The organism is Escherichia sp. TW14182, assembly GCF_000208525.1.
GTDB classification, from domain to species: Bacteria; Pseudomonadota; Gammaproteobacteria; order Enterobacterales; family Enterobacteriaceae; genus Escherichia; species Escherichia ruysiae.
This window is the reverse complement of the sequence record NZ_AEJZ01000006.1, coordinates 1-24667: the sequence shown is the minus strand read 5'-3', so window position 1 is coordinate 24667 and position 24667 is coordinate 1. Positions and strand designations below refer to the sequence as shown.

The window sequence follows — 24667 nt, the reverse complement described above, 5'->3', positions numbered from 1 at the left end:
AAAACTAATAATAATTGATATAACAATGATTCTTATTATCAATACAATCTTGCGCCAGGGCAAGTAATAATTCATTGATAAGACAAGATATTGAGTAGAAATGCCCATTCCCGACGGAATGGGCACGCATTCAGAAGCGGGTATCTACCGCAGAGGCGAGTTTTTCGACCAGGTGTTCAGTATCTTCCCAGCCTAAACATGGATCGGTAATTGACTGACCGTAGGTGAGTGGCTGACTGCTAACAATTTTTTGTGTACCTTCACGCAGGAAACTTTCCGCCATAATTCCGGCAATCGCCGTAGAGCCATTGCGGATTTGCTGGCAAATATCCTCACAAACTTCTAACTGACGGCGGTGCTGCTTCTGACAGTTGCCGTGGCTGAAATCCACCACCAGATGTTCTGGTAAATCAAATTCGTGCAACGTATCGCAGGCGGCGGCGATATCATCGGCATGATAATTTGGTTTTTTGCCACCACGCATAATAATGTGCCCATACGGGTTGCCACTGGTCTGGTAGATGGTCATCTGGCCGTTCTTATCTGGCGAGAGGAACATATGGCTGGCGCGCGCCGCGCGAATCGCGTCCACGGCAATACGCGTGTTGCCATCAGTACCATTTTTAAAGCCTACAGGGCATGAGAGCGCGGACGCCATTTCGCGGTGGATCTGGCTTTCGGTAGTGCGTGCGCCAATCGCGCCCCAGCTAATTAAGTCGGCAATAAACTGACCTGTCACCATATCGAGAAATTCGGTCGCGGTGGGGACGCCCAGCTCATTTACCTGTAACAGTAACTTACGCGCCAGTTCGAGGCCGTGATTTACGCGATAGCTGCCGTTTAAATCCGGGTCGGAAATTAATCCTTTCCAGCCGACAACGGTTCGTGGTTTTTCAAAATAGGTGCGCATTACGATTTCCAGCCGTGACTGGTACTGGTTGCGCAGTGCCTGCAGACGGGTGGCGTACTCCATTGCAGCGGTAAGATCGTGGATCGAGCAGGGGCCAATAATGACCAACAGTCGCTTGTCTTCACCATTCAGTATTTTTTCAATTCTACGGCGGGAATCGGTGACATGGCTGGCGACGCCAGGCGTTACGGGATACCGTAGCGCGAGTTCGGCGGGCGTTACCAGACTCTCGATACGCGCAGTACGGAGTTCGTCAGTTCTGTTCATTACAAGTCTCAGAAATTTGTTGCTTCAACGGCAGGGATGCCAAGAAGTGATGCGCATCACGATAAACCAATCCCTGCTGATTTCAAGTGCGAGGCAGGCAACACTTCGCTCAATTGACGGCATAATAACAAAAAAACGAACCTTTATACTAGTTCCCTAGTACATTCGGCGACTAAGACCCATGATATCGAGGATCTTGGTGGCAATCTCTTCTACCGAATAATTGGTACTGTTGATCCACGGGATCTGATTTTTACGGTACAACGCTTCTACTTCCGCGACTTCCATCCGGCACTGACGAAGCGAGGCATAGCGGCTGTTTTCCCGACGTTCTTCACGAATAGCCGCCAGACGCTCTGGGTCGATGGTCAGCCCGAACAGTTTATGCTGTAGCGGTTTGAGCGACGTGGGTAGCACCAGGTTGTCCATATCGTCGGCAATAAAGGGGTAGTTTGCCGCGCGGATACCAAACTGCATCGCCAGATACAGACTGGTGGGAGTTTTACCGCAGCGAGAAACGCCGAGCAGGATCACCTGTGCCTGATCCAGATTGCGCAACGAAATACCGTCATCGTGGGCGAGGGTGTAATCAATCGCCGCAATACGTGCATCATATTTATTCAGATTATTGGGATTCAGGCCGTGAGTACGGTGAGCAATCGGCGTTGGGTCCAGTTTCATCTCTTGTTGTAGCGGGGCAACCAGCGCCTGAACGATATCCTGGCAAAAGCCTTCACTTTGCAAAATGATGGCGCGAATTTCCGGCAACACGATGGAGTAGAAGACCAGCGGGCGCACACCTGTCTGCTGATAAATCGCGTCTATTTGGTCTTTCACCGCCCGTGCACGGCTCTCATTTTCGACAAACGGCAGCGTAATGCTGCTGATAGTAACAGGAAATTGCGACATCACTGCGTGTCCTAATACCTCCGCAGTTATTGCCGTACCATCAGAAATATAAAAAACGTGGCGATCAACAGCATTATCCATTTTGTTCTTCCTGTGATGCAGACATAATTCTATGAAAGCATAAATTAAAAATGCACAGAAGCGTAGAACGTTATGCCGGGTTTATAAAATGAACCTTCAATTTTATTTTTTATGAAAACAGCATTTCATTTTTCGGTTTCGTTTATACCGATGGTTTATGTGGGAATTATCGAAGATAACAGATTTGCGCAACGCTGGGATCAGTCTTAAAAAGTAAAAAAATATATTTGCTTGAACGATTCACCGTTTTTTTCATCCGGTTAAATATGCAAAGATAAATGCGCAGAAATGTGTTTCTCAAACCGTTCATTTATCACAAAAGGATTGTTCGATGTCCAACAATGGCTCGTCACCGCTGGTGCTTTGGTATAACCAACTCGGCATGAATGATGTAGACAGGGTTGGGGGCAAAAATGCCTCCCTGGGTGAAATGATTACTAACCTTTCCGGAATGGGCGTTTCCGTTCCGAATGGTTTCGCCACAACCGCCGATGCGTTTAACCAGTTTCTGGATCAAAGCGGCGTAAACCAGCGCATTTATGAACTGCTGGATAAAACGGATATTGACGATGTTACCCAGCTTGCGAAAGCAGGTGCGCAAATCCGCCAGTGGATTATCGACACTCCCTTCCAGCCTGAGCTGGAAAACGCCATCCGCGAAGCCTATGCACAGCTTTCCGCCGATGACGAAAACGCCTCTTTTGCGGTGCGCTCCTCCGCCACCGCAGAAGACATGCCGGACGCCTCCTTCGCCGGTCAGCAGGAAACCTTCCTCAACGTTCAGGGTTTTGACGCCGTACTGGTGGCAGTGAAGCATGTCTTTGCTTCCCTGTTTAACGATCGCGCCATCTCTTATCGCGTTCACCAGGGGTACGATCACCGTGGCGTCGCGCTCTCCGCCGGTGTTCAGCGGATGGTGCGTTCCGACCTCGCGTCCTCTGGCGTGATGTTCTCCATTGATACCGAATCCGGTTTCGACCAGGTGGTGTTTATCACTTCCGCATGGGGGCTCGGCGAGATGGTTGTGCAGGGCGCGGTTAACCCGGATGAATTTTACGTGCATAAACCGACGCTGGCGGCGAATCGCCCGGCTATCGTGCGCCGTACCATGGGGTCGAAAAAAATCCGCATGGTCTACGCGCCGACCCAGGAACACGGTAAACAAGTTAAAATTGAAGACGTACCGCAGGAACAACGTGACATCTTCTCGCTGACCAATGAAGAAGTGCAGGAGCTGGCAAAACAGGCCGTACAAATTGAGAAACACTACGGTCGCCCGATGGATATTGAGTGGGCGAAAGACGGCCACACCGGCAAACTGTTTATTGTGCAGGCGCGTCCGGAAACCGTGCGTTCACGCGGCCAGGTCATGGAACGTTATACGCTGCATTCACAGGGCAAGATTATCGCCGAAGGCCGTGCTATCGGTCATCGCATTGGCGCGGGGCCGGTGAAAGTCATTCATGACATCAGCGAAATGAACCGCATCGAACCAGGTGACGTGCTGGTCACTGACATGACCGACCCGGACTGGGAACCGATCATGAAGAAAGCATCAGCCATCGTCACCAACCGTGGCGGTCGTACCTGTCACGCGGCGATCATCGCACGCGAACTGGGTATTCCGGCGGTGGTTGGCTGCGGCGATGCGACCGAACGGATGAAAGACGGTGAGAATGTCACTGTTTCTTGTGCTGAAGGCGATACCGGTTACGTTTATGCCGAGTTGCTGGAATTTAGCGTGAAAAGCTCCAGCGTGGAAACCATGCCGGATCTGCCGCTGAAAGTGATGATGAACGTCGGTAACCCGGATCGTGCGTTTGACTTCGCCTGCTTGCCAAATGAAGGCGTAGGTCTGGCGCGCCTGGAATTTATCATCAACCGCATGATTGGCGTTCACCCGCGTGCACTGCTTGAGTTTGACGACCAGGAACCGCAGCTGCAAAACGAAATCCGCGAGATGATGAAAGGCTTTGATTCTCCGCGTGAATTTTACGTTGGTCGTCTGACTGAAGGGATCGCGACGCTGGGCGCAGCGTTTTATCCGAAGCGCGTTATTGTCCGTCTCTCTGATTTTAAATCCAACGAATATGCTAACCTGGTCGGTGGCGAACGTTACGAGCCGCATGAAGAGAACCCGATGCTGGGCTTCCGTGGCGCCGGTCGCTACGTTTCTGATAGCTTCCGCGACTGCTTCGCGCTGGAGTGTGAAGCGGTGAAACGTGTGCGCAACGACATGGGGTTAACCAACGTTGAGATCATGATCCCGTTCGTGCGTACCGTTGACCAGGCGAAAGCGGTGGTTGAAGAACTGGCGCGTCAGGGACTGAAACGTGGTGAGAACGGTCTGAAGATCATCATGATGTGTGAAATTCCGTCCAACGCCTTGCTGGCAGAACAGTTCCTCGAATATTTCGACGGCTTCTCTATCGGCTCAAACGACATGACGCAGCTGACGCTTGGCCTGGATCGTGACTCCGGCGTGGTGTCTGAACTGTTCGATGAGCGCAACGATGCCGTGAAAGCACTGTTGTCGATGGCAATCCGTACCGCGAAGAAACAGGGCAAATACGTCGGGATTTGCGGTCAGGGGCCATCTGACCACGAAGACTTTGCAGCATGGTTGATGGAAGAGGGAATCGACAGCCTGTCTCTGAACCCAGACACTGTAGTGCAAACCTGGTTAAGTCTGGCTGAACTGAAGAAATAAAATATAGCCCCGGCGGCATATTGTCGCCGGGGCTAGCTATTCGCGGATACGAATCTTATTCAGTAATTCCGCAATGACCCTCGCTTAATCGCTGAATAATATCTTTCCTGAGTAAAAATTTTTGTATTTTACCGGATGCAGTGCGGGGTAATTTTTCAGTTATCACGATATGTTCAGGGTATTTATATTTCGCGACCCGTTTACGGCTAAAAAATGCTACCACATCTTCCAGAGATAATGAATGATGTGGCGATTTTAATACAATATAAGCACACGAGCGTTCGCCTAAGCGTTCATCGGGCATCGCAACCACGCAGGCATCATGAATTTTGGGATGCTGCAACAATATATCTTCCACTTCACGGCTGCTAATATTCTCGCCGCCACGGACAATAATATCTTTCTTACGTCCGGTTATTTTTATATAGCCAGCCTCATCCATGCGGCAGAGATCACCGCTGTAATACCAGCCTTCTTCATCCAGCGCGCGGGCGGTTAATTCAGGTTCATCAAAATAACCCATAAACACATTGGGGCCACGCGAGGCCTCTTCACCTTCACAACCGGCCGGTAAGGTCTTGCGTGCGTCATCGACGACTTTGATTTCCACGCCAGCGGCAGCGTAACCATCGGTATGCATAAAGCGTGACAACGGATCGTCGAGATTCACCACCGCGTGCGGCGAGCTTTCTGTGGAGCCATAAACACTTAACAATTTAATGCCGCGCTGTTGGCATTCACGCGCCACTTTTTTTGGGATCGTGGTGCCACCGCAAAGGAAGAAACGCAGCGCAGAAAGATCTGCGGGCTGTTTCTCCAGTAAATTCAAAAGGTCATAGACAAACGGCGTTGCGCCGAGCATACAGGTGCAACGTTGTTGCTCAAGTAGCGAGAGACAGGCTTCAGGGGTGAAAATATCTAACAATACGCTCCGTGCGCCTACCAAAAACGGCGCCGTTACGCCATGAAGAAAACCTGTCGCATGACCCAGCGGCGCAGGCATCATAAAAACATCCTGCCATGTCAGATTCAGCCGCGCACAATATGCCCGCTCGCTGGCGAGAATATTATTATGTGTCAGCATCACGCCCTTTGGCATACCTTCAGTTCCGGAGGTAAACAGCACTGCCGCTAATTCATCGCCGTGAACCGATATCGACGTCGTCAGCGGGGTATTATCGGTAATAATCTGGCGTAACGAGAGAGACGATGTGGCGGGAGCCAGTTTGTCCACGCCGACAATTTGTTGCAGATGTGGAAGCTGATTTTGCAGCGGCAGGATTAACTCTACCGGACGCGTTTGTTTAAACAACGTCGGGGCAAAAAACATTTTGACCTGGCACTTATTGAGCACCCACACCAGTTCCGCTTCTCGCCAGGAAGGTAACAGCGGCACGGATACCGCACCGGTTTTCAGGCAGGCAAGATAGATAACGGTAAATTCACACCAGCCCGGCAGTTGAAATGCGACGCGATCGCCGGCTTCAATACCGTTCGCCAGCATCCAGCTTGCCAGACAGCTCGCGGCCTGATCGAGCACGCTATAGGTGTACGATGCACCATGATTATCGACCACAGCTATTTTGTCAGGCATCGCTCGCACAGTTTGCTGCCAGTAGTCAGCCAGCGAAGCATCACCCCATAACCCTTGCTGCCGATAGACAGCACGACGCTGCGCGTTAAACGTTAATGTTACTTTCATTTTGGACTCTCGAAACAAAACGTCAGGCCCGACGTACAGGCCTGTGGGATGCGTGATTAACCGTAGCGGAAATCAATACCGAAAGTGCCAGCAGGGTATTGCCATTGTTCGAGGATAGTGTTGCCGCAAAGCACCCGACAGGTTCCGCATTCGAGACAACCGGCAGAATCAAAATGAATATTTCCTGCGTCATCCTGCTTATAAAGTCCGGCCGGGCAGGCTTTCATTAATTTACGAAATTCATTGATATCGGGATTTGCCGCCAGAATGATGTGCGGATGTCCCTCATCAACATGGAATTTATTGACGCCTAATTTGACGTCAACATTAACCGTAGAATTCTGGCTCATAGTGCGGTTGCTCCCTTAATGCCATCTTTAAGCAAGTTGACCAGCCCAATTTTCTTCGCATGTCCCATGATCATCTTGCGTACCGGCTGGTTAAGTTTACCGTCGATGGTGAACATATCGTTCATGATGTCAGCGACCATTCGTGGGTATTGGCTAAACAGGCGCGGGTTTTCCATCAGCGCCGGGATTTTACGAAAATGCTGCATATCGCGCATGACGCAACTCTGTTCCAGCTCACGTTTGTATTGCGCCAGGCTGCTGGTGGAGAAATCCGCGCGTTCTTTGGCGGCAATCACCGTTGTGGCAGCAGCCTGTGCCGACGCGATGGCTAAATCCATTCCGCGAACCGTAAAGCCAAGATTGAGGCAGAAACCGGCGGCGTCACCGACGATCATCACACCATCGTTAACCAGTTGCGGCACCATCGCCAGACCACCTTCCGGCACCATATGCGCGGAATATTCAAGCAGTTTGCCACCGCTAATCAGCGGACGTATGGCGGGGTGCTGTTTAAAATCTTCCAGCATTTGCGGCACGCTTTTTTGCGCATGGGCGATATCACCCAATCCGCAGACCAAACCCAACGATACGGAATCGTTGTTGGTATAGAGGAATCCACCGCCCATAAGGCCGTCAGAAGGGGAACCGGCAAACAGCCAGGCGGCACCTTCATTGCCGGTGACGTTAAAGCGATCGTTGATTTGTTCTGGCGTGAGGCCAATGACCTCTTTAACACCAACAGCGTAATGATGCGGATCGGAGGCGGGAACCATGCCCAGCGAACGACCAAGTATTGAGTTAACGCCATCGGCCAGAATCACCACATTGGCTTCGAGAATATCATCCCCGGCCTGGACGCCAGTGACCTTGTTTCCCTCACGAACCAGGGCATCGACGCGAACGCCCGGGATAAACTGCGCACCCGCCTGTTCTGCTTGTTCCATCAGCCACGGATCGAGGCGGTTGCGCAATACGGTATAAGACGCTTGCTGCGGGGCATCCGGTTGCTCACGGTGAAAATCGAGGGTAACGGCGCTCTCTTCGGTTAAGAAGGAGATTTTCTCGCGTGTGACCTTGCGTTCAACTGGTGCAGATGCAGCAAAGCCGGGAATAATAGCCTCAAGCGTGTGGGCATAAAGACGCCCGCCAGTCATATTTTTGCATCCGGCGCTGTCACCGCGTTCTATCACCAGGACATCCAGTCCGGCTCGCGCCATCACCAGTGCGGCGACGCTACCGGCAACGCCCGCACCGACCACAATGGCATCAAATTTGTCATCCGACATGCGTTATGCTCCCTTCCCGCTGCGTTAACAGCGGGAGATGTGGTTGAAAAGGAATTAGCGATTCAAATGGTTAATCAGGGCAGGGACGACGTTGTAGATATCGCCCACCAGACCGTAGTCGGCATAGTTAAAGATTGGCGCGTTTTTATCTTTATTGATGGCGACAATCACTTTTGCGCCGTTACCGCCAACCATATGCTGGATCTGCCCGGAGATCCCCAGCGTCAGGTAGAGTTCGGATTTCAGCAACACCCCGGAGACACCGATATAACGTTCACGTTCCATCCAGTTCTCGCCTTCGGCAATCGGGCGTGAGCAGCCGACTTCAGCATTCAGTGCCGCCGCCAGTTCGTGAACCATTTTCAGGTCATCCTGCGCCGCCAGACCGCGACCGACGCCGACCACGCGTTTTGCTTTACTCAGATCCACACTGCTTGCCGCTTTCGCACGGCGTTCGCGACAGAGAATTTCATGACGCGGGGCAACGAAAGGCACCGTTTCAATCGGGCATTGATGAGAAGCATTGCTCGTGCACGGTTCCTGAACACCGGGCGCAAGGGTAATTATCGCCAGCGGGCTGGTGATCTTTTCCTGAGCGAACGCTAGCCCGCCATACATACGGTGTTCGGCGCAAATGTGACCATCGACAATATCCACCGCCGTGGCATCGTTCACCAGCGCCGCATTCAGTTGCACACTTAACCGTGCTGCCAGAGCTTTACCGCGTTTCGTCGCGGCCATCAGCAACATAGCGGGGTGTTTATCTTTAAGCAGGGCAGCAATGCTTTCAGCGTAATTTTCAGTGCGTTGCAGCGCATCGTTTTGCTCAAGAACATAAATACATTTTGGGCCATAAGGCATAACCGCCTGCGCCTGGTCGGCATTTTGCACAATGGTATACACCTGTTGCCCCCATTGCTGCGCACCGCCAAACAGTTCAGCATAACGATCAGGGTTATCGCTAAAGACCCAGACGCTGTTTAATTGACTCATCGTTTCTTCTCCGTTGGCTTTAGTTCAGGGCTTTCTTCAGGTGTTCCGCCAGCTCGGCAATCGCTTCCGGCGAATCGTTATCGAGAATGATGTGTTTACGTTCTGTTTGCGGCGGTACGCGAATGCCGGTCAATTCAGCAAGTGGCGTGGTCTGGCTCCAGCCGATGTCACTCGCCTGCCACTGGTTCACCGGTTTTTTGCCTGCACCGAGAATGGCTTTCATGGAGGGGATACGTGGAACGTTGATATCAGACGTGACGCAAAGTACGGCGGGAAGCGAGAGTTCAATAACTTCAACTTCCTCTTCGAGTGTGCGTTCAACCACCAATGTATCGCCCTGACGCGCAATGGCACTCACTGCATTAATCACCGGAAGTTGCAAGATTTCCCCTACCAGCAGACCAACCTGCTGGGCATAGAGATCGCCGGAACCTTCGCCAAAGATCAGTAAATCAAAGCCGATTTTTTCTGCTGCGGTTGCCAGCGCCTTTGCGGTATCGACGGGCAGCGCGTGTTCAAGTTGGGCATCCTGCACCATATACAGGCTGTGTGGCCCGCGTGATAACACGTCTTTGCGCACCTTCGAGTTCTGCAATAACGAACCGCCAACGGTCAGCGCGGCTATCTCATCGTCATCTGTTGCAAGCTGGCTTGCAGCTTCAATGGCATTGAGATCGAACTGGCTGATTTTGGCGTCGGCATTGTCGAAATTAAGGGTGTATTCGGGAGTGACAACAATGTCCTGTTCTTCAGGCACCAGCTTAAAGCAGGTTATTATTTTCATGATTTCTCCTGTGGGTCGCATACGGAACCATCTCCGATGGAAGGTAAAAATGGCCTGAAAATAGTGTGCGATAGCAGGAAGGCGTTTTCGACGGAGCAAGCTGTTTTCCTTGCCAACAATCTTGCAAAAAAAATGCGATCGCTAAAACAAAAGTGCAGTGAGCGGCAATATTGTTATGCCGTGACCGTACAATCTTGCATTCGGTATAAATAATCTTGTTTAGCTCTCGCTAAACGCGGTTGTATAACCGTAATACACGCCGTATTTTATCCGGCATATATTGCTTTTGCTTGCTCATGGAATAGGGAGGTTGTCATGTATCAACGCTGTTTTGATAATGTCAGCGAAACGCTGTTTGTCGCTGGAAAAACGCCACGGCTTTCACGTTTTGCATTTAGCGATGATCCAAAATGGGAGTCTGGACATCACGTTCATGACAATGAAACTGAGCTGATTTATGTCAAGAAAGGCGTGGCAAGGTTTACCATTGACTCCTCGTTGTATGTAGCCCATGCCGATGACATTGTGGTGATAGAACGCGGCAGACTTCATGCGGTGGCTTCTGATGTCAACGATCCTGCTACGACCTGTACCTGTGCACTGTATGGCTTTCAGTTTCAGGGGGCAGAGGAAAACCAGCTTCTGCAACCGCATTCTTGCCCGGTAATTGCCGCAGGGCAGGGAAAAGAGGTCATTAAAACCTTATTTAATGAGCTAAGCGTTATTTTGCCGCAAAGTAAAAATAATCAGACATCTTCATTATGGGACGCTTTTGCCTATACATTAGCAATTCTCTACTACGAAAATTTTAAAAATGCGTATCGTTCGGAGCAAGGGTATATTAAAAAAGATGTGCTGATTAAAGATATTCTTTTCTATCTGAATAATAATTATCGCGAAAAAATCACTTTAGAACAGTTATCGAAAAAATTTCGTGCCAGCGTCAGTTATATTTGCCATGAATTTACCAAAGAGTATCGCATTTCCCCTATTAACTATGTTATTCAACGGCGTATGACGGAAGCGAAATGGTCACTCACCAATACTGAATTATCACAGGCAGAGATCTCCTGGCGTGTGGGTTATGAAAATGTCGATCACTTTGCCAAACTGTTTTTGCGCCATGTCGGCTGTTCACCCAGCGATTACCGCAGGCAATTTAAAAACTGTTTTGCGGAACAAGAAATCTTATCTGAATTTTCTCAACCCGTAAGTCTTGCCGGATAAATCAGGCGGCGCAGTTTTGTAAGAAGCTGCGCCGCCTGGAGATTATTTATTCTGGTAATCTTTCAGAATCTGCCGACCTGCAACGTAAATCATAATTTCGTCTGTACCGCCGCCGATACGTTCACAGCGAACATCGCGCCAGAAGCGGGAGACGCGCGCCTCATCGGTATAGCCCAGACCACCCATGATTTGAATCGCATCATCAATGACTTCCATCGCGGTACGTGCGCAGTACAATTTTGCCAGCGCCGCGCTGGTGCGCAATGACTGATGCTGGTCAGCTTGCCATGCCACTTTCAGCACCATATTGCGCATGTTGTCGATCTTAATCGCCATCAGCGCCAGTTTCTCCTGGATCATCTGGTTATGCCCAATCGGCTTACCAAAAGCGATACGCTGGTTGGCATAGCGGGCGGCATCTTCAAAGGCACACTCGGCAAAGCCGGTGCTGCGCGCGGCGTTGATCAGGCGTTCCATCTCAAAGTTGTACATCACATTGAGGAACCCCATTCCTTCTTCGCCCACCATGTCGCTCTCTTCAACTTCCACGTTGTCGAGATAGACTTCGCAGGTGCTGAGCATATGCCAGCCGATTTTATGCAGCGGGTTAATCTTAATGCCGGGCTTACTGGAGTCGACCCACCACAGGGTGAAGGCCTTTTTCGGATCTTTCGGTTCTGGATCGCGCGCCAGCACCAGCATATACGGGTACTCTTTCGCACCGGTAATAAAGGTTTTCTGTCCGTTGATATAAACCTTGCCATTTTTACGCGTGTAAGTGGTAGTGGCACTGTTGTTGTCTGAGCCTGCGCCTGGCTCCGTCAACGCCAGGGCATAGGCGGGATCACCCGTTTCCAGTGTGCTTTCTGCCGTTTTGCGTAGCTGCTCCGCAGAACCGAAGCGGCGCATACTGTGAATACACTGACCGTTGGTAATCAAAAACGCCGGAGCACCGCATTTTGACACTTCCATCAGCGCCAGCATTTGGGTGACGTAATCCGCAGGGATACCACCAAATTCTTCCGGCACGCCAAGCATGGAAATACCGTTATCCGCCAGCGCCCGCATAAACTCACGCGGATATGTACCGTTTTGATCGCAGGTGCGGAAATACTCTTCCGGAAAGTTAGTCGTAATCAGTTCGCGAATACTGGCCAGCAGCAGTTCTTGTTCTTCAGTTAAAGAAAAATCCATCATTATACTCCTGTTAATGAGCCGCTTCAGGCAGGACAAAACCCATCGCCGCATCGATAAATAATCTCTCATCCATCAGTTTGAGTTCTGGTGAAATAACTGGGGTGAAATCCATTTTGTCGAGAATATCTTTTTTCAAATCGACACCAGGGGCGATTTCGATTAAATGCAGACCGTCTTCTTTCAGCGTGAAGACGGCACGTTCGGTGATATAACGAACATCCAGTCCCCGTTCGAGAGCGATTTTTCCGCTGAACGTGATTTCCGGTAGTTCACGGATAAATTTCTTCACCCGTCCTTCCTGGATAATATTTAATTTGCCGTTGGCAATTTCTGTTTTTAAGCTGCCTGCGGTTAATGTGCCGCAGAAAATGATTTTCTTCGAGGTGGCGCTGATATCAATAAACCCACCAGTGCCCATGATTTTGCCATTGAATTTATGTACGCCGACGTTGCCGTGCTGGTCGACTTCGGCAAAACTCAAATAACAAACATCCAGACCACCGCCGTGATAAAAATCGAACTGGGACGTCATATCCAGAATGGCGCGGGTATTAACATTTGCGCCAAAGGCGATACCTTGCGAGGTAATACCGCCAATCGGACCCGTTTCCACCGTCAGAATAAAGTCATCAGCACATCCTTCTTCACGGGCGACCAGGCCAATGCCGTCGGCAATACCGACACCGACATTTCCCACCGCGCCTTTGCGCATTTCGAATAATGCACGCCGCGCAACTAATTTACGTTGGTTTAGGGGCAGACTAAGTTTGGTGCTGTCATCAAGGGTGAAGTCACCAGAAATAAAGCGGTTAACCGGCGCACCGCCATACAGTTGGGTTTGATCCGGATCGACCACTACAATATCCACCAGATAACCCGGAATACGGACAGATTTAGGATGCAGCGTGGCTTTCTTAACCATTTTCTGCACCTGCATCATCACAATACCGCCGTTATTGTGCACCGCCTGGGCAATAACCAATGCGTCGAGATACATCACCTCATCTTCAAAAGTGGCGTAGCCTTCACTGTCGCAGGTGGTAGCGCGAATGAAGGCGATATCTGGCGCAATCGCTTTGTAATAGAGATATTCTTTGTTATCAAACTCGACCAGTTTAATCAGCTCTTCTTTGGTCACTTCATTCAGTTTTCCGCCTTGTTGGCGAGGGTCAACAAATGTACCGATACCAATATCGCTAATAATTCCCGGCTGGTGGGCAGCGGCGGCGCGCAATGTTTGGGTGAGTACACCTTGTGGATAGTTATAGGCAACAATTTTATTTTGTTCTGCAAGGTCAGAAATACGCGGCGATTGTCCCCAGTGTCCGCATAATGCCCATTTCACCAGACCTTCTTGCGCCAGCGGACTAATACCACGGTCGGCGCGATCGCCAAGCCCCGTAGGACTAATAATTGATAAATTACGCGGTGTCTGGGTCTGCTTATATTTATCAGCAAGAGCGGTAATTAATGTGGTGGCTTCCAGAATACCTCCGCCTGCACCTAATACACAAAGCGTCGCTTCATCGGGAATATAACTCACCGCTTCCTGTGCCGACAGGACCGGCACCCGTCCATTAATACGAGGTGGTTTTACAGGTTTCATTATTTTTTCCTGATTCAGGTGTGAGTTTCCCTGCGCCAGCCAGAAAAATAGCGCGCAGATACTCACGGAATATTATTACTAAATACTCTTAAAACACTTATTTTTATTTCGGCGGGTGAGGGTGTTCCCGCCGGAATGTTATTGATTATGCCTGATGCAAAATAGTTAATACTGTGCGCAAATCATTCACCGATATTTGTCCAGGGGCAGAGGCTTTTTTTACTGCGCCAAAGGTTGCCGCCGAACCGAAAACTTCACCCGCCAGACGGGAAATTACGCCAGTTTTTGCCATCGACATGGTAATGATTGGACGATCGGCATACTGCTCCTGCATCTCCAGGGTCGCGGCAAGCAACGTCAGCACATCGCTGGTACTTTGCGGCATCAGCGCAATCTTAGGAATATCGGCGTCGAAGGACTGCATTTTGCGCAGACGGGCAATGATTTCTTCGGCTTCCGGCGTTTTATGGAAGTCATGGTTGGACATGACAACTTTCACATCATGCGCGTGGGCGTAGGCGACGGTTTCTTTAACCTGATCATCGCCGGTAAATAACTCCAGATCGATCATATCAACCAGGCCGCTGTCGATGGCTGCACGATTGAGTGCAATATAAGCCTCGGTGGAAATCGCCTGCTCGCCGCCTTCTTTGGCACTGCGGAAGGTAAACAGCAGCGGTTTTTCTGGCATGGTCTCACGGAGAATTTTTGCTGCCGCCATGACCGACTCCACACAGGTGAGGTCGGCAAAGTGATCCACGCGCCATTCCAGAATATCAAAGTCCGCTTCACGATAGACAAGAGCTTCAGATTTCACGCTGGCGATATCTTTCGCCATCAGCGAGACGATGATTTTTGGTGCACCCGTGCCAATGACGAGATCTTTTACAGTTACGGTTTTCATTTCTTACCCTTTCTGCACGCGGTCAGCCTCTCAGGCGCCGAACCCCATGACCTGTTTAACGTATTCCAGAGGGAAATCTTTGCCAGTCCATAACGTGAACTGTTCAGCCCCTTGCCACAACAACATGCCGTATCCATCAATCGTTTTGCAACCTGCTTGTTGCGCCTGCTGCAATAACTTCGTCATATGCGGGTTATATACGCATTCGGTGACCAGAAGTTCTGGATGTAACAGACTGATATCATTAACCAATGATTCATTTTCAAGGGGGTTCATACCCACTTTAGTGCCGTTGGTTAAAATGTCGGCAGAAGCCAGCGCCTCGGCAAAGGCCTGCTGATCGGCGAGATCCGTCACTGTGACGAAGCAATCGGTGTTTTCGTTGACCCGTTGCGCGAAGGCGAGGGCTTTATCGAAAAACTCATCCCGACGGTTAAAGAGTTTAATTTCTTTTAACCCTTCAATCGCACCCTGCGCGCCAATCGCCGTTGAGGCGCCACCGGCACCTAACAGCACCATCGTTTTTCCTTTGATATCAAAACCGCTCTCTTTTATGGCGCGAATATGGCCTGTGCCGTCGGTGTTATAACCACGCAGGTAGCCGTTATCATTAACGATGGTATTGATGGCGCCCACCAGTTTCGCCGCAGGCGTTAATTCATCAACATATTCACACGCCAGTTGTTTGTTCGGCATCGACACACCGGTGCCGCGCATTTTGAGGGCTTTTAATCCTTCAATTGCTCCGGCAAAGCTATCGTTATCCACTTCAAAGGCCATATAGGTAAATGGCAATCCCGCTTTTTCTAAGGCTTTATTCTGCATTTCAGGCGATAAACTGTGGCGGATAGGATAGGCCATCAACCCAATCAATTCGTATTTTGCGGTAACATCCATAATTCACTCCTTTAACCTCTGTACTTAATTGTGTTTAAAATAACGTTCGCCTAACCGGATATCATTTTTGGGAATAATGAATACGCGGTAATAGCGGATAAAAACAATAATTGCGGTAATCAGGGCCAGCAGCGCGAAAGTAAAATCGAGAACGATGATATATTGCAGGCCGATATTTGACAGATAACCGGTAATCAGTGGAATAATAAAGTTTGCCAGACCGCCCATCATCATATAAATACTGGTGACTTTGGCCTTGCTTTTGGGGAAAAACTCTGACATGACCGAAACACCGAGTTGTAAAATGCCGCCAGCCGCTGAGAAACCGATAACAAAGGCTCCGACATTACACACCAATGGGGAAGGATACAAGTAGATAATGGCGGCGGTTACCGTTGCCAGTGCAGAGTTAAATACGTTAGCCCAGATGGGGCGTACTATTTTTTTCAGTAACGCGGCAAATATAAAGACACAGACCAGCGAACCCATACTGTAATAAGAGATGGTTTTTAATGCTTCGGCTTCCGACATACCGGCAAATGCCATTGCATATTTGGGCATCCACACCACAATCACATAAAAGGTCGAGAATGCGGCAACACCGAACAGTACCGACGAAACACCTTCCAGCCAGACTAACGGTTTACTGTTCATTATCGGCAATTCATTGGCAACGCTGGCGTCCACCAACTGGCTGGGGAATTTGCTTTTCAACAGCATCAGCGTGATCAGTACAAACAGGATGCCAGGAATAATCAGCCCATAGCCGTACCAGATGTTATTCAGCAGCATATAACTCACCAGCATTGGATAGAACATTTGCCCGAATGACACCATTGCTTTAACCAGTATTACCGCCGACCCGGAGGCTTTCGGAAAGCATTCCATCAACGCCGGGTAACCACCGGTATCCAGCGCCGAGTTAGCGATACCTACGCACACTGCCAGACAGTAAGCGAGCGTTAAATTCGGGCAAGCGGGAATACCAAAGAAGAACAGTAGATACATTATTACTGCCATTAATATGACTGCGCGCCGACCAAATTTGTCGGAGATTACACCGAAGAATAAAATACTGATCAGGCGACCCAGGCCAATACCGGAAATTAAATAAGCAATACCCGCGTTGTCCGTTGAAAATTTTTCTGCCAGAGATGACATGTTCTGTGCAAGTGTAATAACACTAATGCCGTGCAGGAAATAGCTGAAGTATATACAAAGAACCGCCAGGATAAATGGCGTGCTGAAAGCCTTATTTTGAGACATTTTCACAGCTCCTTGCTGAAAGATAATTTTGTTACCGTACGTATTGTTCTTCGACGGTTTTCATAATCACTATACTGAAGATGATTTCCCCCAGATACATGGCATAAAGTTTATGTTTCCAGGAATATTGCATGTAATAGTTTGTTTTAGATCGTGATTTCCCTTAATTAGCGCAGAAAGATTAATTTATCCGTAAGATCTTGCATGTCCTGAAAATAATATTGCATTACCCGCCCGTGGCGACATTTTCTTTTAGCGATGGATGTTGTGTTTCCTTGTGGCTGCGTAAGCCAATAAACAGCGCCAGTAAAAAACCGACGGCAGCGATGCCAGTATCGAACCACATAATATCGGCAATACTTCTTTGTGATAGATGAGCCGTAATCAACGGAATGGTAAAGGTCGCAATACTTCCCGCACTGTAATAAATCCCGGTTGCTTTACCTTTAGCGTAGGGAAAACGTTCAGCCATTAACGTCAGGCCAATTTGTACAACGCCTCCAGCGGAGGTAAAACCAATAACGAAAGCGAATGTTATTACCACATAAAATATGGGATACAGGCAAACGGTGAGCAGGGCAATAAATGAGATAAACGTGTACAGCATCAACAATGTTGTCGGGTGAATCGCTTTACGAATGAGCGGTGCACTAATAAATACGCAAAGCAGCGATCCCACGGTGTAGATGCTGAGTAATTTGATCGACATTGTGTATGACATGCCAGCGACAAATTGTCCGTATTGTGCCAGCCACTGGCTGACCAGATAAAACGTTGCCATTGATATATAGCCATATAAGGTATAACTGGCTAAATCGATTATTGAGCAGCGATGCCCCGCAGAAGTGGTTGTTTTATTTACTGCCGGTAAGCGACGACCCGGATGCGGTGGAAAGGTACTGCGGTATAAAAACAGACCGTTAATAATCATAATGCCTGCGGCAATCATAAAAGACCAACCAAACCACAGTTCGGCCCATACCAATAAACTAATGATTAACGGCAATAAAAATTGTCCGCAGGAAACAAACGCTTTAATTAAAATATTGGCTGTACCCGGTGAATGAGGAAAGGCTTCCATCAGGCTGGGATAAGTACCTGCATCGAGAAAACTGTTTGCCATTCCGGCCAGAAAGCCAAAAACATAAGCGATAATGATGTTATTGGTGTGCAGGATGCCAAAAAAGAAGACGATATAGCAGCACATACCGAGAATGATAAACGGTCGGCGACCGAATCTATCGGATAATAAGCCAGAAAGAAACAGGACGCTTAGTCGACCAATGCCTAATGATGAGATAACAATCGAGACACCTGCCGCATTGGTATGCCAAAGCGTCTCCAGCGAGGCCATATTCAGGGTCATCAAAATGACGCCCATACCATGCACCAGGTAATTGAAATACAACCCCAGCGCGGTAGGGAAATAGGGATTTTTCATAAGATCCACTTAGCAACTGTGCTTTAAAAAATGTGGCGATATTGCGTCAATATCCGTTCATTATTTTTGTAATGATGACTGTTGATTCCCGTTAAAATATCAACAAAGGCGTTCAAGATCGTGCGCATATAATTCAGCGGCTACCGATTGATAAATCTTCCAGTCAATAAAATTGCCGTCAGGGTAGACACGTTGAAACGCGGTTAAGTCAGGGAAAAAACGCATGGTGTTATTGCCGATGCGGTTATTTATTTTCTCTATGATGGCGTGAAGGTGTTTTTTTCTTTGCTGACGCATAGCCAGCAATTTTTCAACGACACTATCAGGAATGGCGCTTTTGCCATTTTCCCACCGCCGCCAGCTTTCGCTGTCACCTGTCTGGGCAATCCAGGTCGCGCATTCATCAACAGTCATGGCAAAAATATGGCGTAGTGCCTGGAGTTCATAAGCGTTCATAGGTAATGGCTGCATCAAAAAATAGAATAAAATATAAATAACATTATCAGCCTGCTAACGGCTTGAAGAGAGTCACAGTATCTTGTGCAACATTATTGGAAAGAATGAATGGCGAGGTAAGGAAACGGAAAAATGTTAAAAAAAAGCCCATCGTGGGAGATGGGCAAAGACTACACACAGCAATTCGTTGTTTCACTCAGGGGATTTCCATGCTTATAAATCAATATGTTGATTTATAACCGTGAGCTAATAGTAGGCATACGGACTTTTTGCGTCGATCAGATTCGTCTCATTAGTTTAAAAACCGTAAAGAATTTGCGACAGGTACTACCAGCTGAATGGAGGTAAGCAGGGAAATACGAGGTTGAGAAATGAAATATCAATTAGCGATGGTTAACAATCAGGCGGCAGAGCCGCCTGATGAGAGAGTTACTTATTCGGCTTTTCAATTTCGCCCAGTTCTTCGAGAATTTCTTCCGGCTGGTCAGTCGGTGGCGGGACTTCTTCCACCCACGCAGCAAACAGACGCCAGGAAACGGCTAACAGAACCGGACCAATAAACAGACCAATCATCCCGAAGGCAATCAAACCACCGATAACCCCGGAGAGGATCAGGATCAGCGGTAAATCGGCGCCCATGCGAATTAACATCGGGCGAATCACGTTATCCAGTGTGCCAACCACACCACTCCACACCAGCAATACCGTGCCCCAGGTGGTATCACCGGTCCAGTAGAGCCAGATAATCGCCGGAATCAACACCGGCAGCGGGCCAAGCTGGACAAGGCAGGAGAGGATCATTAACACCGTCAGCAGCGTTGCGTAAGGAACGCCGGATACCGTCAGACCGATACCGCCAAGTACCGCCTGCACCAACGCTGTTACCACCACGCCCAGCGCCACCGCACGGATAGCCTGCGCCGCCAGCAGGACTGCGGCATCACCGCGAGCGCCTGCCAGACGAGTGGCAAAATGGCGAATGCCTTGCGCTACCTGTTCACCGCGCCAGTACAGCAGGGCGCTGAAGAGAAGCATTAATGCACAATGCACCATAAAGCGCCCGATATGCGCTGCCTGCCCAACAAACCAGGTGGTGGTGGTGCCAATATAAGGACGGACTTTCGCCATGATCGCCGTACCCCCCATATCCAGCAAATTGTGCCAGCCTGCATACAGCTTCGCACCAATCACCGGAATGGTATTAAGCCACGCCAGATCGGGTAACGTCATGTCGCCGCTGGAAATGGCTTTAATCAACGGCCCACTGCCATCGACGATACTGTTAACCAATAAGGCGATAGGGATGATAAACACCATCACTAATAACAGCGTCATCACCAGAACGGCGAGCGAACGGCGACCAAACATGATCTTTTGCAAGCGTAACAATACCGGCCAGGTAGCGATAACCACCGTACCAGCCCACGCAAAGCCGAGAACGAAGGGTTGAACAATCCACAGACATGCCACAATCATGATTGCTAAAAACAGCACCGAAAGCAGAATTTGTGCGACATCCCTGGGCTGACGAACATTTACCATAACTACTTTTCACCTTTTTTGTGCGTCAAATCGTCGACGCGACGTGAACACGCGAAACTCACCTGCATAATGATGAGCAATTTCAGCGGTTTTTAACAGGCCGATTCTGCCCTTAATTCTGATGGGCGTGTAAGAAAAAAATGTGGTACAACAATTCAGGCAACACGCAAACGGTTTACTCGTCGTATTTCAAGTTGCATGTGCTGCGGCTACGTTCGTTCACCCTAGTCACTTACTTTTGTAAGTTCCTGGCGTTCACTCGCTTGCCGCCTTCCCGCAACTCGAAATCCATAGAGTAAACATACATCACCTTTCAGTGCGCTATTGCAGCAGCCTGAAAGAACTGTGTATCGACCTACATCACAGACCGCAGGAAAGGGTCAATATAATGATTCCACAGATTTCCCAGGCACCCGGCGTCGTTCAACTGGTGCTTAATTTTTTGCAAGAGCTGGAGCAACAGGGTTTTACCGGCGATACGGCGACAAGTTATGCCGATCGTCTGACAATGTCGACCGACAACAGTATTTACCAACTTCTCCCCGACGCAGTGGTATTTCCGCGTTCGACCGCAGATGTGGCATTAATCGCCCGTCTGGCTGCGCAGGAACGCTATTCATCGTTGATCTTCACCCCGCGCGGTGGCGGCACCGGCACTAACGGTCAGGCGCTCAACCAGGGGATTATTGTTGATATGTCCCGTCATATGAACCGCATCATCGAAATTAACCCTGAAGAGGGCTGGGTGCGCGTTGAAGCGGGGGTTATTAAAGATCAGCTTAACCAGTACCTGAAACCGTTCGGCTACTTTTTTGCACCAGAACTTTCGACCAGCAACCGGGCAACGCTCGGCGGGATGATCAATACCGATGCTTCCGGTCAGGGCTCGCTGGTCTATGGCAAAACGTCAGATCACGTGCTCGGCGTGCGGGCAGTGTTGTTGGGGGGCGATATTCTCGATACGCAACCTTTACCCGTCGAGCTGGCGGAAACGCTGGGCAAAACCAATACAGCTATCGGGCGTATCTATAAAACGGTTTATCAACGCTGCCGTCAGCAACGGCAGTTAATCATCGACAAATTTCCCAAACTTAACCGCTTTCTTACCGGTTACGATCTGCGTCATGTCTTTAACGATGAGATGACCGAGTTCGACCTGACGCGCATTCTGACGGGTTCAGAAGGGACGCTGGCCTTTATTACCGAAGCGCGACTGGATATTACTCGCTTGCCGAAAGTGCGCCGTCTGGTGAACGTCAAATATGACTCTTTTGACTCCGCGCTGCGTAACGCGCCGTTTATGGTTGAGGCGCGCGCGCTTTCAGTTGAGACGGTGGATTCTAAAGTGCTGAACCTTGCGCGGGAAGATATCGTCTGGCATTCCGTCAGTGAGTTGATTACCGATGTGCCTGACAAAGAGATGCTCGGACTGAACATTGTGGAATTTGCTGGTGATGATGAGGCGCTGATTGACGAGCGGGTAAATGCACTCTGTACGCGGCTGGACGAACTTATCGCTAGTCAGCAAGCAGGTGTCATTGGCTGGCAGGTGTGCCGCGAGCTGGCGGGTGTTGAACGTATCTATGCGATGCGCAAAAAAGCTGTTGGCCTGCTTGGCAATGCTAAAGGCGCCGCTAAGCCAATTCCGTTTGCCGAAGATACCTGCGTGCCGCCAGAACACCTGGCGGATTATATTGCTGAATTTCGCGCGCTGCTCGACAGTCACGGCTTAAGCTACGGTATGTTTGGTCACGTCGATGCGGGGGTTTTGCACGTTCGTCCGGCGCTGGATATGTGCGATCCGCAACAAGAGATGTTGATGAAGCAAATTTCTGATGACGTGGTGGCGCTGACTGCGAAATACGGTGGTTTGTTGTGGGGCGAGCACGGCAAAGGTTTTCGCGCCGAATACAGCCCGGCGTTTTTCGGTAAGGAACTTTTTGCAGAACTGCGCAAAGTGAAAGCGGCATTTGACCCGCATAACCGACTCAACCCAGGAAAGATTTGCCCGCCAGAAGGTCTCGACGCGCCGATGATGAAAGTGGACGCGGTAAAGCGCGGTACATTTGATCGGCAGATCCCCATCGCGGTACGCCAGCAGTGGCGCGGTGCGATGGAGTGTAACGGCAACGGTTTATGCTTCAACTTTGATGCCCGCAGCCCCATGTGCCCGTCGATGAAGATCACCCAGAACCGGATTCATTCACCGAAAGGGCGCGCAACGCTGGTGCGTGAATGGCTACGTTTGCTGGCTGACCGTGGTGTTGATCCTCTAAAACTGGAACAAGAACTGCCGGAATCGCGAGCCAGTTTGCGGACGTTAATTGCCCGCACGCGCAATAGCTGGCACGCAAATAAAGGCGAATATGACTTCTCCCACGAAGTGAAAGAGGCGATGTCAGGCTGTCTGGCCTGTAAAGCCTGTTCGACCCAGTGCCCTATCAAAATAGATGTGCCAGAGTTCCGCTCTCGTTTCCTGCAACTCTATCACACCCGTTATTTACGCCCGCTGCGCGACCATCTTGTGGCGACGGTCGAAAGTTATGCGCCGCTGATGGCGCGAGCGCCAAAGACCTTTAACTTCTTCATTAACCAGCCTCTGGTTCGCAAACTGTCGAAAAAACATATCGGCATGGTCGACTTGCCGCTGCTTTCGGTGCCGTCGCTGCAACAACAAATGGTGGGGCATCGCTCGGCAAACATGACGCTGGAACAGCTTGAAGCTCTCAATGTTGAGCAGAAAGCGCGCACGGTGTTGGTGGTGCAAGACCCTTTCACCAGCTATTACGATGCGCAAGTGGTGGCGGATTTTGTGCGTCTGGTCGAAAAATTAGGTTTCCAGCCTGTGTTACTGCCATTCTCGCCGAATGGTAAAGCCCAGCACATCAAAGGGTTCCTCAATCGTTTTGCGAAGACGGCGAAAAAGACGGCGGATTTCCTCAACCGTATGGCGAAGCTGGGAATGCCAATGGTGGGTGTCGATCCGGCGCTGGTACTTTGTTATCGCGACGAATACAAACTCACTCTCGGCGAGGAACGCGGCGAGTTTAACGTTCTGCTGGCGAATGAATGGCTGGCAAGCGTACTTGAGTCACAGCCAGTGGCTGCGGTCAGCGGTGAACCGTGGTATTTCTTTGGTCACTGTACCGAAGTCACCGCCTTGCCGGGCGCGCCAGCACAATGGGCCGCGATATTTGCCCGTTTTGGCGCGAAGCTGGAAAATGTCAGTGTGGGTTGCTGCGGTATGGCGGGGACTTACGGACATGAAGCGAAAAATCATAAAAACTCGCTTGGGATCTATGAGTTATCCTGGCATCAGGCGATGCAGCGTCTGCCGCGAAATCGCTGTCTGGCGACCGGATATTCCTGCCGTAGTCAGGTAAAACGGGTTGAAGGTACGGGGGTACGCCATCCTGTGCAGGCATTACTGGAGATTATTAAATGATATGGAAACGTAAAATCACCCTGGAAGCACTGAATGCCATGGGTGATGGAAACATGGTGGGATTGCTGGATATTCGCTTTGAACATATTGGTGATGACACTCTGGAAGCGACAATGCCGGTAGATTCGCGGACAAAGCAACCTTTCGGGCTGCTGCATGGCGGTGCGTCCGTGGTGCTGGCCGAAAGTATTGGCTCCGTTGCCGGTTATTTATGTACCGAAGGTGAGCAAAAAGTCGTTGGTCTGGAAATCAATGCTAACCATGTTCGATCAGCGCGAGAAGGGCGAGTTCGCGGCGTTTGCAAGCCGCTGCATCTTGGTTCACGTCATCAGGTCTGGCAGATTGAAATATTCGATGAGAAAGAGCGTTTGTGCTGTTCGTCACGATTGACGACCGCTATTTTGTGACGTTGTCACCAGAAAAGTGTGACGCATATTGCCTTTGGTTATTATCTGCACAGTAAACGGTGGTATACTGTGCAGGTCTTGTCTAAAAGCGAGGATGCTATGTCTACTCAACTTGATCCCACCCAACTGGCCATTGAATTTTTACGCCGTGACCAGAGCAATCTTTCACCTGCCCAATATCTCAAACGTCTGAAACAACTAGAACTTGAATTCGCTGATCTGCTTACTCTCTCTTCTGCTGAATTAAAAGAAGAAATCGGTGATGCTGCCAACTTACTGATTTAGTG

20 protein-coding genes and 1 other RNA gene are annotated in these 24667 nt (G+C 49.8%); 5 read left to right on the top strand and 16 right to left on the bottom strand.

Going from position 1 to position 24667, the window contains the following annotated elements:
• Positions 1-130: 130 nt before the first annotated feature.
• Positions 131-1177: a 3-deoxy-7-phosphoheptulonate synthase AroH gene (aroH, locus tag EQY_RS0100765; protein ID WP_001082212.1), complete on the bottom strand. Its 1047-nt coding sequence runs from the start codon at positions 1175-1177 to the stop codon at positions 131-133.
• 156 nt (positions 1178-1333) lie between these two features.
• Entirely contained in the window at positions 1334-2167 is an 834-nt protein-coding gene (gene ppsR, locus EQY_RS0100760; RefSeq protein WP_000368057.1) for a posphoenolpyruvate synthetase regulatory kinase/phosphorylase PpsR, read from the bottom strand.
• A gap of 331 nt (positions 2168-2498) precedes the next feature.
• On the opposite strand from ppsR, the gene ppsA reads away from it, so the two are divergent.
• Positions 2499-4877, top strand: a complete 2379-nt coding sequence (ppsA, locus tag EQY_RS0100750; RefSeq protein WP_000069383.1) for a phosphoenolpyruvate synthase — start codon at positions 2499-2501, stop codon at positions 4875-4877.
• Positions 4878-4932: 55 nt separating this feature from the next.
• Here the strand turns inward: ppsA and fadK are convergent, their stop codons facing one another.
• Genes fadK through EQY_RS0100725 form a run of 5 tightly spaced genes read right to left on the bottom strand, consistent with a single transcriptional unit; the run spans position 4933 to position 9992 of the window.
• Positions 4933-6579: a medium-chain fatty-acid--CoA ligase gene (gene fadK, locus EQY_RS0100745; protein ID WP_000869243.1), complete on the bottom strand. Its 1647-nt coding sequence runs from the start codon at positions 6577-6579 to the stop codon at positions 4933-4935.
• Between the two features lie 56 nt (positions 6580-6635).
• Positions 6636-6929: a ferredoxin family protein gene (locus tag EQY_RS0100740; RefSeq protein ID WP_000081469.1), complete on the bottom strand. Its 294-nt coding sequence runs from the start codon at positions 6927-6929 to the stop codon at positions 6636-6638.
• Positions 6926-8215 (bottom strand): FAD-dependent oxidoreductase, encoded by a 1290-nt coding sequence (locus EQY_RS0100735; protein ID WP_001278490.1) that lies wholly within the window; start codon positions 8213-8215, stop codon positions 6926-6928. Before EQY_RS0100735 ends, EQY_RS0100740 begins: the two co-directional genes overlap by 4 nt.
• A 54-nt stretch (positions 8216-8269) precedes the next feature.
• Positions 8270-9208 carry an electron transfer flavoprotein subunit alpha gene (locus EQY_RS0100730; RefSeq protein WP_000080674.1) on the bottom strand — a complete coding sequence of 313 codons (939 nt, stop codon included), beginning with the start codon at positions 9206-9208 and terminating at the stop codon, positions 8270-8272.
• A gap of 19 nt (positions 9209-9227) precedes the next feature.
• A complete protein-coding gene (locus EQY_RS0100725) occupies positions 9228-9992 on the bottom strand; it encodes an electron transfer flavoprotein (protein ID WP_000692164.1) in 765 nt (254 codons plus the stop codon).
• Positions 9993-10307: 315 nt separating this feature from the next.
• On the opposite strand from EQY_RS0100725, the gene EQY_RS0100715 reads away from it, so the two are divergent.
• On the top strand, positions 10308-11219 hold the full coding sequence (locus EQY_RS0100715) for a helix-turn-helix domain-containing protein (RefSeq protein ID WP_000284825.1): 912 nt from the start codon (positions 10308-10310) through the stop codon (positions 11217-11219).
• Positions 11220-11261: 42 nt separating this feature from the next.
• On the opposite strand, the gene EQY_RS0100710 is transcribed toward EQY_RS0100715, so the two are convergent.
• From EQY_RS0100710 to ydiK, 9 genes are all read right to left on the bottom strand, one after another.
• Complete coding sequence (locus EQY_RS0100710) at positions 11262-12413, bottom strand: acyl-CoA dehydrogenase (RefSeq protein WP_000347836.1); 1152 nt, start codon at positions 12411-12413, stop codon at positions 11262-11264.
• A 13-nt stretch (positions 12414-12426) separates the two neighbouring features.
• A complete protein-coding gene (locus EQY_RS0100705) occupies positions 12427-14022 on the bottom strand; it encodes an acyl CoA:acetate/3-ketoacid CoA transferase (RefSeq protein ID WP_000805716.1) in 1596 nt (531 codons plus the stop codon).
• A gap of 145 nt (positions 14023-14167) precedes the next feature.
• Complete coding sequence (aroD, locus tag EQY_RS0100700; protein WP_000860207.1) at positions 14168-14926, bottom strand: type I 3-dehydroquinate dehydratase; 759 nt, start codon at positions 14924-14926, stop codon at positions 14168-14170.
• A 30-nt stretch (positions 14927-14956) separates the two neighbouring features.
• Positions 14957-15823, bottom strand: coding sequence for a quinate/shikimate dehydrogenase (gene ydiB, locus EQY_RS0100695; RefSeq protein WP_000383452.1), 867 nt, complete (start codon positions 15821-15823; stop codon positions 14957-14959).
• A 24-nt stretch (positions 15824-15847) separates the two neighbouring features.
• Positions 15848-17089 carry an MFS transporter gene (locus tag EQY_RS0100690; protein ID WP_000081190.1) on the bottom strand — a complete coding sequence of 414 codons (1242 nt, stop codon included), beginning with the start codon at positions 17087-17089 and terminating at the stop codon, positions 15848-15850.
• A 226-nt stretch (positions 17090-17315) separates the two neighbouring features.
• On the bottom strand, positions 17316-18530 hold the full coding sequence (locus EQY_RS0100685) for an MFS transporter (protein ID WP_000795535.1): 1215 nt from the start codon (positions 18528-18530) through the stop codon (positions 17316-17318).
• A 99-nt stretch (positions 18531-18629) separates the two neighbouring features.
• Positions 18630-18986: a YdiL family protein gene (locus EQY_RS0100680; protein ID WP_000995296.1), complete on the bottom strand. Its 357-nt coding sequence runs from the start codon at positions 18984-18986 to the stop codon at positions 18630-18632.
• Positions 18987-19121: 135 nt separating this feature from the next.
• Positions 19122-19229: antisense sRNA RprA (rprA, locus tag EQY_RS24055), an RNA gene on the bottom strand.
• 186 nt (positions 19230-19415) lie between these two features.
• On the bottom strand, positions 19416-20528 hold the full coding sequence (ydiK, locus tag EQY_RS0100675) for an AI-2E family transporter YdiK (RefSeq protein ID WP_000248653.1): 1113 nt from the start codon (positions 20526-20528) through the stop codon (positions 19416-19418).
• A 388-nt stretch (positions 20529-20916) separates the two neighbouring features.
• Between ydiK and ydiJ the strand changes: the two genes are divergently transcribed.
• From ydiJ to EQY_RS0100660, 3 genes are all read left to right on the top strand, one after another.
• Positions 20917-23973, top strand: a complete 3057-nt coding sequence (ydiJ, locus tag EQY_RS0100670) for a D-2-hydroxyglutarate dehydrogenase YdiJ (RefSeq protein WP_000613016.1) — start codon at positions 20917-20919, stop codon at positions 23971-23973.
• A complete protein-coding gene (gene menI, locus EQY_RS0100665; RefSeq protein ID WP_000637977.1) occupies positions 23970-24380 on the top strand; it encodes a 1,4-dihydroxy-2-naphthoyl-CoA hydrolase in 411 nt (136 codons plus the stop codon). The genes ydiJ and menI overlap by 4 nt, the downstream gene beginning before the upstream one ends.
• Before the next feature lie 99 nt (positions 24381-24479).
• A complete protein-coding gene (locus tag EQY_RS0100660; RefSeq protein WP_024212349.1) occupies positions 24480-24665 on the top strand; it encodes a YdiH family protein in 186 nt (61 codons plus the stop codon).
• Positions 24666-24667: the final 2 nt, after the last annotated feature.

Excerpts from the sequence above, each read along its gene's own strand:
- aroH (WP_001082212.1), bottom strand. The coding sequence starts at position 1,177 with ATGAACAGAACTGACGAACTCCGTACTGCGCGTATCGAGAGTCTGGTA.
- ppsR (WP_000368057.1), bottom strand. The coding sequence starts at position 2,167 with ATGGATAATGCTGTTGATCGCCACGTTTTTTATATTTCTGATGGTACG.
- ppsA (WP_000069383.1), top strand. The coding sequence starts at position 2,499 with ATGTCCAACAATGGCTCGTCACCGCTGGTGCTTTGGTATAACCAACTC.
- fadK (WP_000869243.1), bottom strand. The coding sequence starts at position 6,579 with ATGAAAGTAACATTAACGTTTAACGCGCAGCGTCGTGCTGTCTATCGG.
- EQY_RS0100740 (WP_000081469.1), bottom strand. The coding sequence starts at position 6,929 with ATGAGCCAGAATTCTACGGTTAATGTTGACGTCAAATTAGGCGTCAAT.
- EQY_RS0100735 (WP_001278490.1), bottom strand. The coding sequence starts at position 8,215 with ATGTCGGATGACAAATTTGATGCCATTGTGGTCGGTGCGGGCGTTGCC.
- EQY_RS0100730 (WP_000080674.1), bottom strand. The coding sequence starts at position 9,208 with ATGAGTCAATTAAACAGCGTCTGGGTCTTTAGCGATAACCCTGATCGT.
- EQY_RS0100725 (WP_000692164.1), bottom strand. The coding sequence starts at position 9,992 with ATGAAAATAATAACCTGCTTTAAGCTGGTGCCTGAAGAACAGGACATT.
- EQY_RS0100715 (WP_000284825.1), top strand. The coding sequence starts at position 10,308 with ATGTATCAACGCTGTTTTGATAATGTCAGCGAAACGCTGTTTGTCGCT.
- EQY_RS0100710 (WP_000347836.1), bottom strand. The coding sequence starts at position 12,413 with ATGGATTTTTCTTTAACTGAAGAACAAGAACTGCTGCTGGCCAGTATT.
- EQY_RS0100705 (WP_000805716.1), bottom strand. The coding sequence starts at position 14,022 with ATGAAACCTGTAAAACCACCTCGTATTAATGGACGGGTGCCGGTCCTG.
- aroD (WP_000860207.1), bottom strand. The coding sequence starts at position 14,926 with ATGAAAACCGTAACTGTAAAAGATCTCGTCATTGGCACGGGTGCACCA.
- ydiB (WP_000383452.1), bottom strand. The coding sequence starts at position 15,823 with ATGGATGTTACCGCAAAATACGAATTGATTGGGTTGATGGCCTATCCT.
- EQY_RS0100690 (WP_000081190.1), bottom strand. The coding sequence starts at position 17,089 with ATGTCTCAAAATAAGGCTTTCAGCACGCCATTTATCCTGGCGGTTCTT.
- EQY_RS0100685 (WP_000795535.1), bottom strand. The coding sequence starts at position 18,530 with ATGAAAAATCCCTATTTCCCTACCGCGCTGGGGTTGTATTTCAATTAC.
- EQY_RS0100680 (WP_000995296.1), bottom strand. The coding sequence starts at position 18,986 with ATGAACGCTTATGAACTCCAGGCACTACGCCATATTTTTGCCATGACT.
- ydiK (WP_000248653.1), bottom strand. The coding sequence starts at position 20,528 with ATGGTAAATGTTCGTCAGCCCAGGGATGTCGCACAAATTCTGCTTTCG.
- ydiJ (WP_000613016.1), top strand. The coding sequence starts at position 20,917 with ATGATTCCACAGATTTCCCAGGCACCCGGCGTCGTTCAACTGGTGCTT.
- menI (WP_000637977.1), top strand. The coding sequence starts at position 23,970 with ATGATATGGAAACGTAAAATCACCCTGGAAGCACTGAATGCCATGGGT.
- EQY_RS0100660 (WP_024212349.1), top strand. The coding sequence starts at position 24,480 with ATGTCTACTCAACTTGATCCCACCCAACTGGCCATTGAATTTTTACGC.